This window comes from Microbulbifer maximicatervae (SeqCode) (genome assembly GCF_052467225.1).
The window spans coordinates 861,287-877,981 of sequence record NZ_CP174303.1 but is presented as its reverse complement, the minus strand read 5'-3'; the positions used below and the strand labels follow the sequence as shown (position 1 = coordinate 877,981).

At 52.3% G+C, this 16,695-nt stretch carries 18 protein-coding genes; 12 read left to right on the top strand and 6 right to left on the bottom strand.

Annotation, left to right across the window (positions count from 1 at the left end):
- Nucleotides 1–122 precede the first annotated feature (122 nt).
- Together ACJJIZ_RS03825 and ACJJIZ_RS03820 are read left to right on the top strand one after the other, a co-directional pair.
- Complete coding sequence (locus tag ACJJIZ_RS03825) at nucleotides 123–590, top strand: hypothetical protein (RefSeq protein WP_444906953.1); 468 nt, start codon at nucleotides 123–125, stop codon at nucleotides 588–590.
- Nucleotides 591–712: 122 nt separating this feature from the next.
- Nucleotides 713–2,947 carry a TonB-dependent copper receptor gene (locus ACJJIZ_RS03820; protein ID WP_444915251.1) on the top strand — a complete coding sequence of 745 codons (2,235 nt, stop codon included), beginning with the start codon at nucleotides 713–715 and terminating at the stop codon, nucleotides 2,945–2,947.
- A 113-nt stretch (nucleotides 2,948–3,060) separates the two neighbouring features.
- On the opposite strand, the gene ACJJIZ_RS03815 is transcribed toward ACJJIZ_RS03820, so the two are convergent.
- The 5 genes from ACJJIZ_RS03815 to cysK all read right to left on the bottom strand — a co-directional run bounded on the left by ACJJIZ_RS03815 (nucleotide 3,061) and on the right by cysK (nucleotide 6,295).
- Nucleotides 3,061–3,666, bottom strand: a complete 606-nt coding sequence (locus tag ACJJIZ_RS03815; RefSeq protein ID WP_444915250.1) for an outer membrane beta-barrel protein — start codon at nucleotides 3,664–3,666, stop codon at nucleotides 3,061–3,063.
- A 51-nt stretch (nucleotides 3,667–3,717) separates the two neighbouring features.
- Nucleotides 3,718–3,975: a type II toxin-antitoxin system HicB family antitoxin gene (locus tag ACJJIZ_RS03810; protein ID WP_108734877.1), complete on the bottom strand. Its 258-nt coding sequence runs from the start codon at nucleotides 3,973–3,975 to the stop codon at nucleotides 3,718–3,720.
- A gap of 219 nt (nucleotides 3,976–4,194) precedes the next feature.
- Nucleotides 4,195–4,398: a hypothetical protein gene (locus tag ACJJIZ_RS03805; protein WP_108734878.1), complete on the bottom strand. Its 204-nt coding sequence runs from the start codon at nucleotides 4,396–4,398 to the stop codon at nucleotides 4,195–4,197.
- A 104-nt stretch (nucleotides 4,399–4,502) separates the two neighbouring features.
- On the bottom strand, nucleotides 4,503–5,339 hold the full coding sequence (gene cysQ / locus ACJJIZ_RS03800; protein WP_444915249.1) for a 3'(2'),5'-bisphosphate nucleotidase CysQ: 837 nt from the start codon (nucleotides 5,337–5,339) through the stop codon (nucleotides 4,503–4,505).
- Between the two features lie 38 nt (nucleotides 5,340–5,377).
- Nucleotides 5,378–6,295 (bottom strand): cysteine synthase A, encoded by a 918-nt coding sequence (gene cysK / locus ACJJIZ_RS03795; protein ID WP_413663701.1) that lies wholly within the window; start codon nucleotides 6,293–6,295, stop codon nucleotides 5,378–5,380.
- Nucleotides 6,296–6,497: 202 nt separating this feature from the next.
- Between cysK and ACJJIZ_RS03790 the strand changes: the two genes are divergently transcribed.
- The 10 genes from ACJJIZ_RS03790 to ACJJIZ_RS03745 all read left to right on the top strand — a co-directional run bounded on the left by ACJJIZ_RS03790 (nucleotide 6,498) and on the right by ACJJIZ_RS03745 (nucleotide 16,010).
- Nucleotides 6,498–7,163, top strand: a complete 666-nt coding sequence (locus tag ACJJIZ_RS03790; protein ID WP_444915248.1) for a lysoplasmalogenase — start codon at nucleotides 6,498–6,500, stop codon at nucleotides 7,161–7,163.
- Between the two features lie 78 nt (nucleotides 7,164–7,241).
- Nucleotides 7,242–7,925, top strand: a complete 684-nt coding sequence (gene yrfG / locus ACJJIZ_RS03785; RefSeq protein WP_444915247.1) for a GMP/IMP nucleotidase — start codon at nucleotides 7,242–7,244, stop codon at nucleotides 7,923–7,925.
- A 15-nt stretch (nucleotides 7,926–7,940) separates the two neighbouring features.
- Entirely contained in the window at nucleotides 7,941–8,318 is a 378-nt protein-coding gene (locus ACJJIZ_RS03780) for an Hsp15 family ribosome-associated heat shock protein (protein WP_444915246.1), read from the top strand.
- Nucleotides 8,319–8,403: 85 nt separating this feature from the next.
- On the top strand, nucleotides 8,404–9,897 hold the full coding sequence (locus tag ACJJIZ_RS03775; RefSeq protein WP_444915245.1) for a S1C family serine protease: 1,494 nt from the start codon (nucleotides 8,404–8,406) through the stop codon (nucleotides 9,895–9,897).
- 25 nt (nucleotides 9,898–9,922) lie between these two features.
- The gene (locus tag ACJJIZ_RS03770; protein ID WP_444915244.1) at nucleotides 9,923–10,384 is read left to right on the top strand and encodes a DUF4124 domain-containing protein; all 462 of its coding nucleotides are present in this window, start codon (nucleotides 9,923–9,925) and stop codon (nucleotides 10,382–10,384) included.
- A gap of 151 nt (nucleotides 10,385–10,535) precedes the next feature.
- A complete protein-coding gene (gene hslO / locus ACJJIZ_RS03765; RefSeq protein ID WP_282930825.1) occupies nucleotides 10,536–11,414 on the top strand; it encodes an Hsp33 family molecular chaperone HslO in 879 nt (292 codons plus the stop codon).
- Between the two features lie 292 nt (nucleotides 11,415–11,706).
- Entirely contained in the window at nucleotides 11,707–13,254 is a 1,548-nt protein-coding gene (locus ACJJIZ_RS03760; protein WP_444915243.1) for a phosphoenolpyruvate carboxykinase, read from the top strand.
- Between the two features lie 186 nt (nucleotides 13,255–13,440).
- Nucleotides 13,441–14,121, top strand: a complete 681-nt coding sequence (locus ACJJIZ_RS03755; RefSeq protein WP_444915242.1) for a hypothetical protein — start codon at nucleotides 13,441–13,443, stop codon at nucleotides 14,119–14,121.
- A 16-nt stretch (nucleotides 14,122–14,137) separates the two neighbouring features.
- Complete coding sequence (locus ACJJIZ_RS03750; protein ID WP_444895775.1) at nucleotides 14,138–14,848, top strand: D-Ala-D-Ala carboxypeptidase family metallohydrolase; 711 nt, start codon at nucleotides 14,138–14,140, stop codon at nucleotides 14,846–14,848.
- Nucleotides 14,849–14,930: 82 nt separating this feature from the next.
- Nucleotides 14,931–16,010 carry an AI-2E family transporter gene (locus ACJJIZ_RS03745; RefSeq protein ID WP_413663709.1) on the top strand — a complete coding sequence of 360 codons (1,080 nt, stop codon included), beginning with the start codon at nucleotides 14,931–14,933 and terminating at the stop codon, nucleotides 16,008–16,010.
- Nucleotides 16,011–16,083: 73 nt separating this feature from the next.
- Here the strand turns inward: ACJJIZ_RS03745 and ACJJIZ_RS03740 are convergent, their stop codons facing one another.
- On the bottom strand, nucleotides 16,084–16,674 hold the full coding sequence (locus ACJJIZ_RS03740; protein ID WP_444915241.1) for a bestrophin-like domain: 591 nt from the start codon (nucleotides 16,672–16,674) through the stop codon (nucleotides 16,084–16,086).
- Nucleotides 16,675–16,695: the final 21 nt, after the last annotated feature.

Here is a 16,695-nt window from a genome sequence, read left to right as displayed (position 1 = left end):
ATTCCGACAAAACCTGATAAAGCTCAATTTACCTCGTATTAGTTCGCAAAAGTTAACTTGGGGCAGTGGCACTTTGCTGTATCACCCGTTAACCTCTTGTTACTCATCTCCGGGTATTTAAAATGGGCCCGGGAAAAGTACAGACCTTCTTATTTATGAGCGGTAAGCGCACCATCCAATACTGTTCCCGTCTGTCCCAGTGGCAGGCGCTATTGCTATTGCTGGTATTTCTCAGCGCGCGAGGCCTGGTTCCTGCAGGTTTTATGCCGGCAGATTTTGCAGCGGGAACGCCCTATGGGCTCTGCCATGGCGATAGCCGCAGCGCTTTATTGCTCAATGCCCTCAAAGCGAACTCTCACAGCGATCATCACGGCGACCACTCTTCAAGCCACAACCACGATACGCTTACCGCTCACTCATTTGCCGATAACCATTGTAATTTTTCCGCCGCTGCCAGTATTGCCAGCGCACCAACTACAGAACTGGAAATAGTCCTACCCGGTTTTACTCAACCGCCCTCTTATCCGGCTTTTTTCCGCGTTATCTCTAACGCTTACAGCCGCCCACTAATTCGCGCCCCCCCGGTTTAATTCCTTTTTTATTCCAACATCATCACTCCGCAGTTCGCTGTGGACCGCAAGTCTCATTGCTGTCTTAACATTTTCAGCGCTTTGAGCCTTGCCAAAATACGACCACTTTTTCAGGTGGGGATATGTCGCGTGCGCCAAATATTACTCAGGCCTGCGCGCTCACTGCTGCGTGTTCGAAACGCCAGCGAAAAGGATTGAAAACCATGCATCAGAGCATCAACGCAAAAATTTTTCTGAAAAAACCTCTCAGCCTGGCACTTGCTGCCTGCTGTACCTTTTCAGCACATCTCGCAGCGGAAGAATCCGAAGAGTCAGAACCATTAAAAGATAGTGAAATGGAACAAATGGTGGTTACTGGGGTAAAGACTGAACTCCCCCTCAATCTGGTAACCGACCCGAAAAAACCCCGTCAGCCATTACCTGCCAATGACGGCGCCGACTACCTGAAAACAATTCCGGGATTTTCCGTAGTGCGTAAAGGCGGTACCAGTGGCGATCCGATGCTTCGCGGAATGGGGGGCTCGCGCCTGGGAATGGTAGTGGATGGAGAAACAATGGCGGGTGGTTGTCCCAGCCGAATGGACCCACCTACAGCCTATATTTTTCCCGAGGCAATGGACGAAATTGAAGTTATTAAAGGGCCACAGAGCGTCCTCTATGGCCCGGGAAATTCCGCCGGCGTAGTTGTATTTAATCAGCAGCAGGAGCGCCCCACTGAAAGCGACTGGAATATGCATGCGAGCCTGCTCGGCGCCAGTGCCGAGCGTCGCGATGGTCTATTCGATATCTCCTATAGTTCGCCGCAGTTTTCTATCCGCAGCTCCTCGACCTCGGCATCTGCGGACGACTACGAAGACGGGGATGGCAATGAGGTAAATTCCAGTTATGAGCGCTGGAGCAGCCAGGTCAATTTGGCCTGGACACCCAGCGACGATACACGGGTCGAGTTTGATACTGCATTTAGCGATGGTGAAGCTGCCTATGCAGATCGGGGAGTCGACGGTTCCAAGTTTGCCCGTGAGAGCCACAAAGCGAAATATGTCCGCAGCAATATCAGTAGCTGGCTCGACTCAATTGAGCTCCAGGCCTACTACAACTATATCGACCACATCATGGATAACTACAGCCTGCGCGAGCTATCCAGCACCGCTACCCCCATGGTCATGAATCTCGATAGTGAGACCACAGGTTTCAAGGTGGCTCTGGTGTTTACGCCTATGGACGATGTGGAATTGACCAGTGGAATTGATGCCCGGGAAAATCGCCACACCGGCCGCTCGACCATGAACCAGTCCACCATGGACTACCGGGATATGAAGCGAGAGGCCGATGCCGAATTTAGCCAGCTGGGGTTATTTTCTGAGGCCAGCTGGCAAGTCGCAGCCAATCAACGCTGGATCGCCGGTGCACGAGTGGATGATTGGGAAGTAAAAGACCTTCGCGATGAAGTTGCTCTATCCATGATGTCCTCAGTGGATAACCCCACTGCGGGAGAAACTCGCTCAGAGCTATTGAGCAGCGGCTTCCTGCGCTATGAATATGGTCTCGAAAGCGGCCCCAATAGTTCTGCCACACTCTTTGCCGGGCTCGGCTACACTGAGCGCTTCCCCGATTATTGGGAAATTTTCTCCTACGAGACAGCAGACTCCTACAGCGCACTGGATATCGAATCAGAAAAGACCACCCAGCTGGATATCGGCTATATCTATCGCGGAGAAAAACTCTCTGCCAGTGTCTCCGGATTCGTCAATCAGATTGATGACTACCTGATGATTGAGAAGGATTACGAAAAAGCGGCAGTAATGAGTAGCATGGACTCTATGGGTAGTATGAATATGGATACTATGGACTCCTCCGATATTCGCACTACCTCCATTGTCAGAAACATCCAGGCGCGCTCCTGGGGTTTGGAGTTTGACTCCTCATATCAGCTCAACGAGCAGTGGCGCACTGAATTCACCGTAACATCTGTTCGCGGTGCCAACGAAACCGATGGCACTACCTTGGCACAACTGCCGCCTCTGGAGGGCCGCCTGGGACTCTACTATGAACAGGCCCAGTGGTCAGCAGGTGTTTTATGGCGCGCTATCGCAAGCCAGGACCGGGTGGATATCGGCAAAGGCAATATTGTTGGTCAGGATATTGGTGCAACCGACTCTGCCAACGTCGTTTCCATCAATGCCGGCTGGAAACCCAGTAAAAGTGTACTGGTAACTACCGGTATCGATAACCTATTCGATGAGACTTACGCTGAACATATCAGTCGCTCTGGAGCCAATATTATTGGTTTCGATCAGTTGACCCGGGTTAACGAACCGGGACGCACCTTCTGGCTGAAAGCCATTTATCGAATTTAAAAGCTATTGGGGCCCCAGGGCCCCTTTTCCATTCTATAAAAAAATCAGTATTTAATTAAGAAATTTCTACGAATAAATTATTGAGAAAAATAGGTTAAAAGGCGGAGGGCATACTAAAAGCGGTAGGAAAAATTCAAACTCAGGGTACGCAGATGCCCGAGGTTAACACGTTCTATTTTGCCAATATTATTGTAGTTATACTCTAATGAAGTATCGAAATCCTGAGTCCACATAATTCGGTAACCCACTCCGGCGTTCCAAAAGGTATCACTGCCACTGGCATCAATAACATAGATATATCGATCATCCGGATAAAATGGTGGGTATTCTCGATACCAATAGCCTCTTCTTATAACATTGTTCAAATCCACATCGGCATAATTATATCCCACCATCCAATAGAGACATTGAACGTGACAATTCAGGGTAAAATCAATTTTAAAATTTAAACCTACCTGATCTACTGTGACATGATTGTCATCAAAATGTGACGCCCGCAGCTCAACTTGCCAGACTCCTACCGCCGGCGTAATTCCAAGGCTGACATAGCCAAAAGAATCCCGCTGCTTATTTAACTGCTGCTCGCCACTCCCAAAACCAACGGTACCGATAATCCGGTACTCTCCCGTGGCTACACCATCAAAAGGATTATTCGCCTCGAATCCATAACTGGACGCAGCTATAAAAAAGGAAAGCAGGTAGACGGATAGCTTTATCATCGCCACTCACATCAAAAAGCCAGTCATCAAGTTCAAGCTCAGTGAATTATTTCAAGTTGTTTCTACATCAATAATGGCCCAGACGCCTCCTACAAAAGCCGGGTTTTTCTTCAGGTTGTCTACATCACCTGCTTGCGGCATTGGCTGTCCAGCCTGACGGAGCTCTTCCAACCGCTGAAAAATCGTTTCAGCCATTTTTTGCAGGGTCCCCTCAAGGGTATCGGCATAGCAGTGGCAATGCGGCAGATCCGGTGCAATGGCACCAAATCCGGCATATTCAATATTGTGCACCACAACCGGGTAGCGCATTGAAAAATACTCTTATGTATTAGCTTTCCAAAGCGTAGACTGCTTTACATTTTACGGGGGAATTTGGCAAGGAAATTAGCTAATTAGCTGGGAAATAATATTTCGCGCGGGCACAGATTCAACACTATAAGTGACAGCACTTAGCAGGAAGAACTGCCGTATTCAAATTAAAACCTGCAGCACTACAGTTTTTCACACAAGAAAATATTTGGAATTTAGTTAACGGGGCATTCTACCTAATAGGGCCCGGCGGGAAAATAGCATGCTGTTATAGGTGCGCCGCAGCGCAATATCATTTGCATCGACTGCATTGGAGAGGGCTTCAAAATGCCGCTGCAACCAGTTTATTTCCTCCTCCAGTTCCCGACGCAAACAGCGAATTTCACCTTTATCCTGGTTAAAGCGCAGATCGGGTCCAGACATCTGTGAGCCTCCTGAATTTGGAAATATCCAGATCCCCTTTAAAGCCTCCACCAGTGGTGGTGGAGGCACAAATATACTCTCTATATGTTTACTGGCGTCACACCCTAAGCAGCGGACTTATCCAGCAGTAGGGATTGCCAATCAAAAGAAGAATCGCCAATTACATAGAAAAAGGGATTCAGCAGAGAGTCTTTGGTGTTGTAGCGCAACAAATTAAACTCTTCGTCCACAACAATACCACCTGCTGCTTCAACTACAGCCTGAGCTGCCGCAGTATCCCACTCGCAAGTAGGAGCGAGACGCGGATACAAATCTGCTGCACCCTCAGCAACCAGGCATAATTTCAGCGACGAGCCCATATTTTTGCACTCGACAGCACCCAGTTCAGACTCGATACGTTGTACCAACTGGTCGACGGTGCCGGTTCCATGGCTGCGGCTGGCCACAAGCTCAACAACTTCACTATTATCCAGGCGCGGCCTCAGTGGACGCACCCGAATTTCAGTTTCGCCATTGGCATCGCGCTTAAAGGCTCCTTCGCCCTTGCAGCCGGCATAAGTGATATTCAGTACCGGTACGTAAACCACCCCCAAAACGGGCTCGCCATTTTCGATTAACGCGACATTTACGGTAAATTCACCGTTGCGTCGGATAAATTCTTTGGTGCCATCGAGCGGATCGACAATCCAGTAACGCTGCCACTGACTGCGCTCTTCGAACGAGGGCATTTCCTGCTCTTCTGATAAAACCGGTACTCCCTCGATAAGCTGTGCCAACGCCGGTTCCAGTACTTTGTGAGCGGCCAGATCTGCGGCAGTTACTGGGGAATCATCTTTCTTTGTCTCGACTTCCAACTCAGCGCTGCTGTGATAAACCTCGAGAATCGCCTCTCCCGCGCGTTTGCAGATCTCTATCACCTGCTCCAAAAGTGCTTTATCCATTACAACTCCATACTCTTTGAATTCACCATTATAAAATCTTAGGCGGAGAAAAGGTCCTGAACGGACAGATAGCGCTCACCAGTGTCATAGCTGAACACCAGTACCCGGCTGCCCGCATCCATCTCCCCCTCGCGCTTTTTCAGGGCCGCAAGGCTGGCACCGGAGGAGATACCCACAAAAATTCCCTCTTTTAATGCGCAACGACGCGCCATTTCAAAACTGTCTTCCTCACTCACCAATACAGTACCGTCGAGTACTTCCGTATTGAGTACCTGGGGTACAAAGCCGGCGCCGATACCCTGCAAACGATGCAGGCCTTTTTCTCCACCGCTAATCACCGGTGATTTCTCCGGCTCTACCGCATAGACCTGTAATTTTGGAAAGTGCTCTTTTAATACTTCACCACAGCCTGTGATATGCCCGCCAGTACCCACACCGGTAATCATATAATCCAGCCCCTCAGGAAAGTCTGCCAAGATTTCCTTGGAGGTAACATCCCGGTGCACCTGGGCATTGGCGCGGTTATTAAATTGTTGGGGCATCCAGCTATTCGCATGTGAGGCCAATAACTCCTCCGCCTTAGCAATAGCGCCGCCCATACCGCGCTCTTTAGGTGTAAGGACCAATTCTGCGCCCATTGCTTTCATGACCTGGCGACGCTCTACCGACATAGACTCCGGCATGGTCAGGATCAGGCGATAACCCTTCACGGCAGCAACCATCGCCAGTCCAATACCCGTATTACCAGAGGTCGGTTCGATTATTACCCCACCGGGCTGCAGGGCTCCACGACGCTCAGCATCCTCAATCATCGCCAAGGCAATTCGGTCCTTAATACTGCTGCCCGGATTAAAGCGCTCTACCTTCATCCAAACTTCTATATCGGGGCGGAAGAGGTGATTGATTCTTACGTGAGGGGTATTGCCGATTGTTTCCAGAATATTGGCCGCTTTCATCGGTGAGGCTCTCCATGACTAGTGCTCAAGGCAAACAACTGCCGGGCATGTATTTTCGATGTTCCATATTACCCCAGAAATGTCCCGCGGCCGGCACTGGAGAAAACTCAATTGGAATTAGAGAGTACAAGCTATCGATGATGCGGAGGAAAAGCGTTAAATTGATGGGGAGGTATACAAAATAAAAATAAGGTAAGTACCTATGTCCGTAGAAAATTCCGTACCCCAGCACAACTTTCGCAATTACCTGGTACCGATGTTCCTGGCCAGTGCCACTTTATTCATCTTTCTGGATACCTGGAAGCTAGATAACTTGTGGATGCCCGCGCTAAAAGCGCTGCCGATACTGTGCCTAATGATGATTGCCAGACTGGAGCTGCGGGGCAAAACCCTGCTTTTCACTTTTCTAGCCCTCAGTTCCTCCGCCATCGGGGATGTACTCCTCGAAATGCAATTCCCCCAACACTTTGTGTTTGGACTGGGTGCTTTTCTTATTGCCCAGCTAATCTACGCGCTGGGCTTCCTGCGTTTTGCGGAGCCCCCCAATCGGCGCAACCTTATTCGGACACTGCCTATAGTGATTGCCGCACTGCTTTTGGCTCAAATTATCCTCCCTGCTGCTGGGGATTTAGCCCCGGCGGTATTAGCGTATCTGCTGGCTATCCTCGCCATGGCAGTCGCCGCCGCAATGCACAAGGGTGACGCCACCCTGCTATTTGCCGGGGCGGTCATCTTTATGGCTTCAGATACATTGATTGCTATTAACAAGTTCATCACCCCTCTACCGCTAGCCGATGCCGCCATTATGCTCACCTACTACAGTGCGCAACTATGTATCCTGTACGGAATCCGCCGCGCCCAGGCATAATGCAAACGATCCGGGAAGGCAGTGGCAAGCCAACTAAACTTGTCTTCCCGCCCCATTTCAAAGAGGTACATAGCTCCCATGCTCGATTGGCGAAGTATCGATACCGTATTGCTGGACATGGACGGCACCCTGCTGGATTTGCATTACGACAATCATTTTTGGCTCACGCACCTGCCCAAGCGCTACGCTGAAGTCCACGGCTTTGACCCACAGGAAGCCCAGCAAAAGCTCGAGGCTGAGATCAATGCTCGCCGCGGTACGTTGGAGTGGTACTGCCTGGACTTCTGGGCGGAAAAACTGGAGCTGGATATCCTCAGCATATTGCGCGAGATTGAGACCCGCATCGCCCTGCGCCCTCACACTGAGGCGTTTCTGAGCGGCCTGCAACAACTGCAAAAGCCCACCTACCTCGTGACCAATGCGCACCGTCACGGGCTGGATCACAAGCTGGAGATCACCGGTATTGACCGCTGGTTTGACGGCATCATCTCCTCCCATGATTATGGACATGCCAAGGAGAGTGCCAATTTCTGGGACTCTCTGCGAGATAACCTGGAATTTGACCCGGAGAACACCCTGTTTGTCGACGATAACCAATCTGTTCTGAGCGCGGCCCAGGACTACGGTATCGCCCACCTATTGTGTATTCGCCAACCGGATAGCCGCGGGCCCAAACGGGAAATCACCAACTTCCCGGCGATCCATCATTTTGATGAGATCATGGCTTTTAACCGCAGCAGACTGGACACCGGGTCCGCCTGATTTCACAAGGAAACCATGGAAAAAGTACGTATCGATAAGTGGCTCTGGGCCGCACGCTTCTTTAAGACTCGCAGCATTGCCAAGCAGGCGATCGAAGGTGGAAAAGTCCACGCCGATGGCCAGCGGGTCAAAGCCAGCAAGGAAGTCACTACCGGTGTCAAACTGAGCATCCGCCAGGGCTGGGATTTACTGGAAGTTGAAGTAATCGCTCTATCGGATCAGCGGCGCGGCGCCGAGATTGCGCGCACCTTATACCGCGAGACCGAAGACAGTATCGCCCGTCGGGAAAAAGAGAAAACCGAGCGACAGGCAGCCAATGCCGGGATACAACAGGAGCGGCCCAATAAAAAGCAACGCCGCCAGATACACCGCTTCCTGCGGGAACAAGAGTAGACTCAGCAGACAAAAGTGGTGAAATTTCCGCCATTTCCCACTTTAGCTGCTAAACTGCCCCCACTTAACCGGATAGAAAACAGCCATGTTGAAACGACTGATCGCCATTTCCCTGCTGGTTTTGCTCGGTACCCAAACCGCCCTAGCAGACAGCCGAGAACACGAGCAGCTCAAGCGCTCAATCATCAAGATTTACACCACCGCCGCCGCCCCGGATTATTTCAATCCCTGGGCCCTGCTCAACCCCAAGCAGCTGTCCGGTTCCGGTGCCGTCATCCGCAACCAGCAAATCCTGACCAACGCACACGTAGTGGCCAACGGCAGCTTTATCCAGGTACAGCGCCACGGCGATGCAAAGAAATTCCGCGCCCGAGTGAAATTTGTCTCCCACGATGCCGACCTCGCCCTGCTGACCGTCGATGACGAAAGCTTTTTCAACGATACCCGCCCTTTGGCCCTCGGAAAATTACCCGACCTGCAGGAAGAGGTCACCGTCTACGGCTACCCAATTGGTGGCAAATCCCTTTCGATTACCCGCGGAGTACTCTCCCGCGTGGAGCACCAATATTATGCCCATGCGGAAAGTTACCTGATGGCGGGCCAGATAGATGCGGCCATCAACCCGGGCAACAGCGGCGGTCCGGTTATCTCCAATGGCCGCATCGTCGGCGTGGCCATGCAAACCAACCAGAGCGCTGAAAACCTGGGTTACTTTGTCCCCCCCAGCGTGATCGCTCATGTCTTAGAAGATGCCAAGGACAATGTGCACCAAGGGTTCCCCGAACTGGGACTGGTAACCCAGAGCCTGGAAAGCCCATCGATGAAAAAGGCCGCCGGTCTCGAGGAAGACCAGGATGGTGCCATGGTCGTTAAAGTATTCGACAACTCCCCCGCAGCCGAAGTGTTCAAACCCGGCGATGTCCTGCTCGAAGTCGATGGCTTTAAAGTAGCGGCGGACCGGACTGTGGAGTGGAGGGAAAACCAGCGCACCAACTACCACTACGCCGTGGACCGCCACCATGTCGGTGAACGTTTACCGGTGCGCTTCTCCCGCGATGGTAAAGAGCAGACCGCTGAGGTCACGCTGGCCGCAACACCTCCCTCACGCGCTATGGTGCTGGGAGAGCAATTTGACCGCCAGCCCCGCTACTATATCTACGGCGGTGTTGTCTTTGTGCCCCTGAATATGAACCTGATCAAACGCTGGGGCAAAAACTGGCACTCCAAGGCGCCTATTGACTACCTCTATGCCCGCAATCAATGGAGTGACGAGGAACGCCGCGAGCTGGTCGTCGCCCTGAAAGTACTGCCTGCCAATGTGAACCTCGGTTACCACGACTGGAAGAACTGGATCATCGACTCAGTAAATGGCCACAGCATCAAGGACTTCGACGAGTTCGCTCAATTGATGGAAGGCAACAAGCAGGACTTTGTAGATTTGCGCGACCGCTCTGGATACCGGATGGTCTTGGATTCGGCAGAGGCCCAGGAACAGCAGCCTCTGATACTGCAGACCTACCACATCCCCCAGCGTCATTCGCAGGGGTTATTCAGCCAGCTGGCCAATAAAGAAGAATAGAAATATAGAAAGGCATGGAGTAGCCGTGAAATTACTGTGTCTACGTTCCGTAATAGGCGGCCTTATACTGGCCGCTAGTGCAACCGCAAGCAGCGCAGAGATGTACCGCTGGGTCGATGAAAATGGCCGGGTACACTTTGGCGATCGCCCCCCGACTGACGCCAAAGCCGAGGATGTTTCGGGGGATCTGGCCCCGATCAATTCTATTGGCTCCAATGGCAGTCGGCGGCCTATTTTAACAACCGCAACGAGATCGAGAGTTTCTCAAAAGGTTGATGATGAATACCGCGAGCGCCAATTGCGCGAGAAACAGGAAAAGCAGCAAAAGATGAAGAAAGCCTGCGACAAGGCCCGCAGTGACCTTGAGGCCATTCAAGGGCGGGTTGTGTTTCTCGACAATAACGGCAAAGAAGTGCGTCGCACCGAGCGGGAGAGACAGCAAATAGCTGAAAAGCTCCAGCGGGAAATTAAATACTATTGCGGCTAGTTACTTTCCTACTTGAGCGCTGACCCATTGTGATAAAGGGGTAGCGCTCTACATTCTTCCTCTACTGCACCAGCAATGATCAGCGACAGCTACCATTTAGGCATATCCACCTCTAAAATCCTGCGGTTTTAATACCGAGAGCCCCCGACCTATGTCCGATCAGCTGGAACGCTTTATTTTCTCCAAACACGATATTCGCGGACAGGTGGTGACACTTACTGATTCCTACCGCGATGTACTGGAACACAACCCGCTGCCTACGCCAGTGGCCCGCCTGCTGGGGGAATTCCTCACCGCAGCCAGCCTGCTTTCAACCACACTGAAATTCGAAGGTGTCCTGAGCCTCCAGGCCCGTGGCGAAGGCGATGTGCCGATGATTATGGCGGAGTGCACTCACCACAGCGACCTGCGCGGCATCGCCCGAGTTGCTGAGGGTGCACAAATCGACGAAAACGCCACCCTGCGCGATATGATCGGCCCCCGTGGAGCCCTGGCCATTACCCTTGAGCCAAAGCGCGGTGAGCGCTATCAAGGTGTGGTTCCCATGGAGCAGGACAACCTGGCCGGCTGCCTGGAAGACTACTTTAAGCAATCGGAACAGCTGGCTACCCGTGTATGGCTGGAAAGCAGTGACAATACCGTCGCCGGTCTTATGTTACAGATTCTGCCAGGCAATAATGCCGCCACGGAAGAAGAAAATCAGGACGCCTGGGAAACAGCGATTCACTTGGCGGAGACCGTAACTGACGAGGAGTTATTTACCGTTCCCCACCCAGAGCTGATTCACCGCCTATTCCACCAATTGGAGCCGGCAACCCTGGGTACCGACACTATTCGCTTCAAGTGCAGCTGCTCGAGAGAGCGCAGCGCCCGCGCGCTGGTTTCCCTGGGTGCAGAGGATGTCTACCGCCTGCTGGAAGAGCAGCAGGGTGAGATTATCGCGGACTGCCAATTCTGTAACACCCAGTACCGCTTTGACCGGGACCAAATTGAGTCGCTCCTCAACGCTCCCCCCCACACTCTTCACTGATCCTCGAAGGGCTGCGCAACCGCCGAATCCTCAGCGCAGCCCTACCACCTGACACCCCTAACCCCTCCATTAAATTCAAAAAAAAGAATAATTAGGGGTGTAGCCATAAATGGTGTGAATTTAGGTCGACATTATTTTCCATGACAGCGCTGTCATTGACTACAAAATAGCCATAGTTGGTATCCGCATATTTTGAATTTTGCAATAATGCGCCCCCAAAATTTTCTACGGCTGCCTAAACCTTGGGCAGCCCCATTTTATTTACTGTCCAACTTTCACGGGTATTCCACGAATGGCACAGATCGACGACTCCGCGATGGTCTTCAAGAACCTATCACCGGCACAATTGGTAGAGCAGGCTCTGACGCGCGGCGAGGGCAAGCTGTCAGATACAGGCGCTCTGGTGACTGAAACCGGCGCACGCACCGGTCGCTCCCCGGCTGACCGCTTTGTTGTAGAAGAGCCCTCCACTGCCGACAGCATCGCCTGGGGCAACGTCAACCGTCCTTTCCCGCAGGATAAGTTTGACGCCCTGTGGGATCGTGTAGAGGCTTTTGTTGCTGGTCACGATACTTTTGTTCAGCACCTGCATGTGGGCCAGGATGAAGACCACTACTTGCCAGTGGTAGTGACCACCCAAACTGCATGGCACAACCTGTTCGGCCGCAACATGTTTATCCGCGCCGAAAAGTACAACCCCAAGTCCAAGGAAGAGTGGCAAATCCTCCACGCTCCTCACTTTGTCTGTGAGCCCGAGCGCGATGGCACCAACTCCGAAGGCTGCGTAATTATCAACTTCGGCCAGCGCAAAGTACTGCTGGCCGGCATGCGTTACGCCGGCGAAATGAAGAAGGCCATGTTCTCCGTACAGAACTTCCTGCTGCCAGAAAAAGACGTAATGCCAATGCACTGCGCGGCTAACGTCGGCGAAGATGGCGATACCTGCCTGTTCTTCGGCCTGTCCGGTACCGGCAAGACCACCCTGTCCGCGGATCCCGAGCGCTACCTGATCGGTGACGATGAGCACGGCTGGACCAAGGGTGCCGTCTTCAATATGGAAGGTGGCTGCTACGCGAAAACCATCGACCTGAGCCAGAAAAATGAGCCGGTAATCTGGGATGCCATCCGTTTCGGTGCCATCGTTGAAAACGTGGTAACCAACGATCACGGCACTGCTGACTACTGCGACACCAGCCTGACTGAAAACGGCCGCTGCTCCTACCCGCTGGAACACGTCGAAATGCGTCAGCTGGAAAACCGCGCTGGCGAGCCGAAGAACGTTATCTTCCTGACTTGCGATGTATCCGGCGTACTGCCACCGGTATCCATCCTCTCCAAAGAGGCTGCGGCTTACCACTTCCTGTCTGGCTACACCGCCCGCGTAGGCTCCACCGAACTGGGCGCAGAGGCCGGTATCCACCCGACTTTCTCCACCTGCTTTGGCGCGCCGTTTATGCCGCGTGCACCGCGCGAATACGCAGACCTGCTGATGAAGCGCATCGAAGAGTTCGGCTCCAAGGTCTATCTGGTAAATACTGGCTGGACCGGCGGCTCCGGCGACAACGGCAAGCGCTTCCCGATCCCGGTCACCCGCGCGGTCGTTGCCGCTATCCAGAGCGGCGCCCTGGAAGGCGTTGCCACTGAGCACCTGGATGCCCTGAACCTGGATATCCCGATGGAAGTGCCCGGCGTGGACAAGTCTTACCTGAACCCTCGTGAAGCCTGGGCTGACAAAGCTGCTTACGACGATCAGGCAGGCAAGCTGGCCAAGCTGTTCGCCGAGAACATTGAGAAGTTCAATGTCGGCGAAGACGTTAAAAATGCAGGCCCTAAAGCCTAAGTAGAGGTTGTCGGGCACAGTGCGCTGTCCGTGACCCAAAAGCCGCTGCTCCCCCAGGAGCAGCGGCTTTTTTTGTGGCTGATCCCAAGCCCGCAGCCCGTCGATTTTTGCGGCTATAGTGAGTAAACAGGCGCCGACGATTTTAGCGTCGGAGGAAAAACTCTCTCAGCAGCAATCGCGAGCACTATGTCCGCAGGTAACTCGTTTACTCGCTTCGAAACTCTGTTCCCACACAAGCCGCCCGGGCAAAGAGTCAATCGGGTGGTCGTCAGTGCCCTCACTTTAATACTCAGTGCCATCCTGTTTACCCTCTGGCTCTATCTATTCCTCTCCTCGCAAGAGAAGTCCTATGTCGAACAGCGTGGCTATCGCCTCGCCAACGAGGAGACCTTTAACAAATTCCTGCGAGAGGGCAGTAACCGCTCCAGCGTACAAGCACTCAATCAATTGCTTCGGGACCGGGGTGTCGCCGAGGTTTTTCCTATTCGTGATCTTCTGCGACAGGGGGGGGACTGGCTGGAACTGGGGGAACCCCCATTCGCCATACCACCCAGGGACCAGTGGTCCAATATTGTGAAAACCCTCACCCTGGTACGAGACCAGGTAATACCGCTAATTGGCCCTGTCACTGTGGTTTCCGCTTACCGCACTGATGCCTACAACCGAAAACTTGCGACCGAAGACCAGCCCCGCCACCGTGACTTTTGCGGGCTGGACTTAATTCCGAATTCCAATATCGGTAAAAACGAACTCGCTGAAGAGCTAAGCACACTGCACGCACGCCTCGGTCCCGATAGCAATGTCGGGATGGGCCTGATTGACGATGTCCTGTTTCATGTCGATACCTGTGGCTATCGCACCTGGTAATTGAGGGAGCTGCCCGATGGTTATGCAAAGTAACAAAGAATGCGTAGAAATCGGCCAGCGTCAACTGCGCCGGCGGATCATCATCATTGGGGCAATCGCACTGGCGATTCTCACCGGTCTATTTGTTTTTACTTACGAACGAGCGCGCGAGGCTGATGACCGGGTGAAATCCCCTATCGATATCCTCCCGCTGCTAATGATCCCGGAGGTTTACGATATCCAGGGCTATCCGGCAGCTTCCGAGAGGGCATTCAGCCGCTTCCTGAGCAAAGGCAATAACCATGCACGCTTTACTCAACTCAAAAAATTCCTGCGCTCCAACCGGGTTGAACAGGTTGTGCAACCCTATGAGCTATTGCGTCAGGGCAGTGACTGGCAGGATTTGGACGAACCCGCATTCGCCATCCCTCCCAAGGAGCTCTGGTGGGGCATCGTAAATACTCTGCGGGTAATCGAGCGGGAAATAGTGCCCCGCGTCGGCCCGGTAACAGTGGTCTCCGGGTGGCGCACAGTGGATTACAACCGTAAGGCCGGGGGTTCCAAGGGAAGTAAACATCTGCATTTCTGCGGGCTGGATATAGTTCCGAAAAAGAAGTTCTCCCGAGAGCAATTGGTGCCCGTACTGAGGGATATCCACAAGCGCAACGGCCGCGAGTGGCAAATGGGCCTCGGAATCTATCGGGGCATTCGATTTCACGTGGATACGTGCGGATATAGGCGCTGGTAAAACCCCACTGCATCTGCTTAGATAGAGCAAAAATTAGGCGCCCTACCACTGGGCTGCCGAAAGAGAAGCAGAGGAAGTCGCAGTGCAAGAAAAACTGGAAAGGCGCTCATTTATATTGACCTTATTATTGGTCAGCGTAGCTTTTTTACTCCTAATAAAACCCTTCTTTACCCCTATTTTTTGGGCTTGTGCCACCGCACTGATTTTCTACCCCGTGTACCGTCTGCTGATGCAGCGCTTTCCCAATTCGCCTAATTTAATGGCTCTGCTAACCCTGTTTATGTGTATCGTTCTATTGGTGATACCCGTATTGGTAGTGGCCACCTCTTTTATTAATGAAGCGGTAACTCTGTATCACCGGATCCAGGAAGGACAAATTGATGTTTCTAAATCCTTTGAGCAGATTCGCAGTGCTTTCCCCAGGGTTAACAGCACGCTCGAAAGTATTGGCGTGGATGTCGAGGAGGCCAAGCAGCGCCTGATGGGTGGAGTGATGAATGCCGGTAGCTTCGTCGCAAAAAATGCGATTGAGGTCGGACAGAATACTGTTAACTTTTTCGTTATGTTGGGTTTAATGCTTTACCTCACCTTCTTCCTGATTCGCGATGGCGAAAGGCTGGTAAACCTGATTATCCATGCCCTACCACTGGGTGATGAGCGCGAGCACCTTTTGCTGGCAAAGTTTGCTGAAGTCACTCGCGCAACCATCAAAGGAAATCTGGTAGTCGCTATTACCCAGGGCGGCTTGGGCGGAATTATTTTCTGGGTGCTGGGCCTACCGGCACCGGTCCTTTGGGGTGTATTAATGACCCTGTTGTCATTATTGCCCGCCGTCGGTGCCGCATTGATCTGGTTCCCCGCTTCTATTTACCTCTATGCTATTGGCGAACCCATGAAGGCAACGATTTTACTCGCCTATGGTTTCACCGTGATCAGCCTGGTAGATAACCTGTTGCGCCCAATATTGGTGGGTCGAGACACAAAACTCCCCGACTATTTAGTGCTTTTCTCCACTGTCGGCGGTCTGTTTATGTTTGGAATCAGTGGCTTTGCGATAGGCCCTCTTCTCGCTGCACTATTCCTCGCCTTCTGGGAAATTTTTATGCGTGAGTTTGTGCATCCCGAAGATGTCTTAATGCCACAAAAACCTGAAGATCTTTAACCTGTTCCCCGGGGCGGAAAAGCCTTAATTCCGCCCCACCCAATTAATATGCAAAGTCAGCTCGCACAACAGCTCAGTGGGCAGCCTCCTGTAGCTCTTTCAGCTGCAAATTGAGATCGCTCATCGGCGACTGATCAACCAACAGTGCTCCCTCATTTGCCCGATCCAAATCCGCCACCAGTAAAATCACTGTTGAGAAAGTCAGGGCCAAAGCTATAACTACCTGGGCAGATCCCCCGCGACTTATCCCCAACTGGTATCCAATTGCCAGCATCGCCAAAATGGTCATAAAGTACTGGGAGAGCCAGAGTGGACCCGGTATACGGTATTGCAGCCCAACCACAACCCTGGCACGGTGCAGATCTACCATCCCGTTAACCTGCTCGGCAAACTGGCGTAAATAATCGGCATTGTAATCCTGTGCGATATGCGCCTCGATCAAACGCCAAAGAGCCTGGTGAATTTCCTCACTGCGAGCTACATCTTCCGGAGTGACGGCGATTGATGGGTCAATATCCCTGAGATTTGCATATTCAGCTATTAGGTCTCGCGCCTTATCCTGCTTATCAAATTGCAAAAAGCTCGCATTTAAATATGCGGCCTGGATGGTATTGACCTCCTGCAACAGCAATGCCTTGCGCTCATTAAATCGGTCGGCTGTCATATCAAGGAATCTCTGAATAAC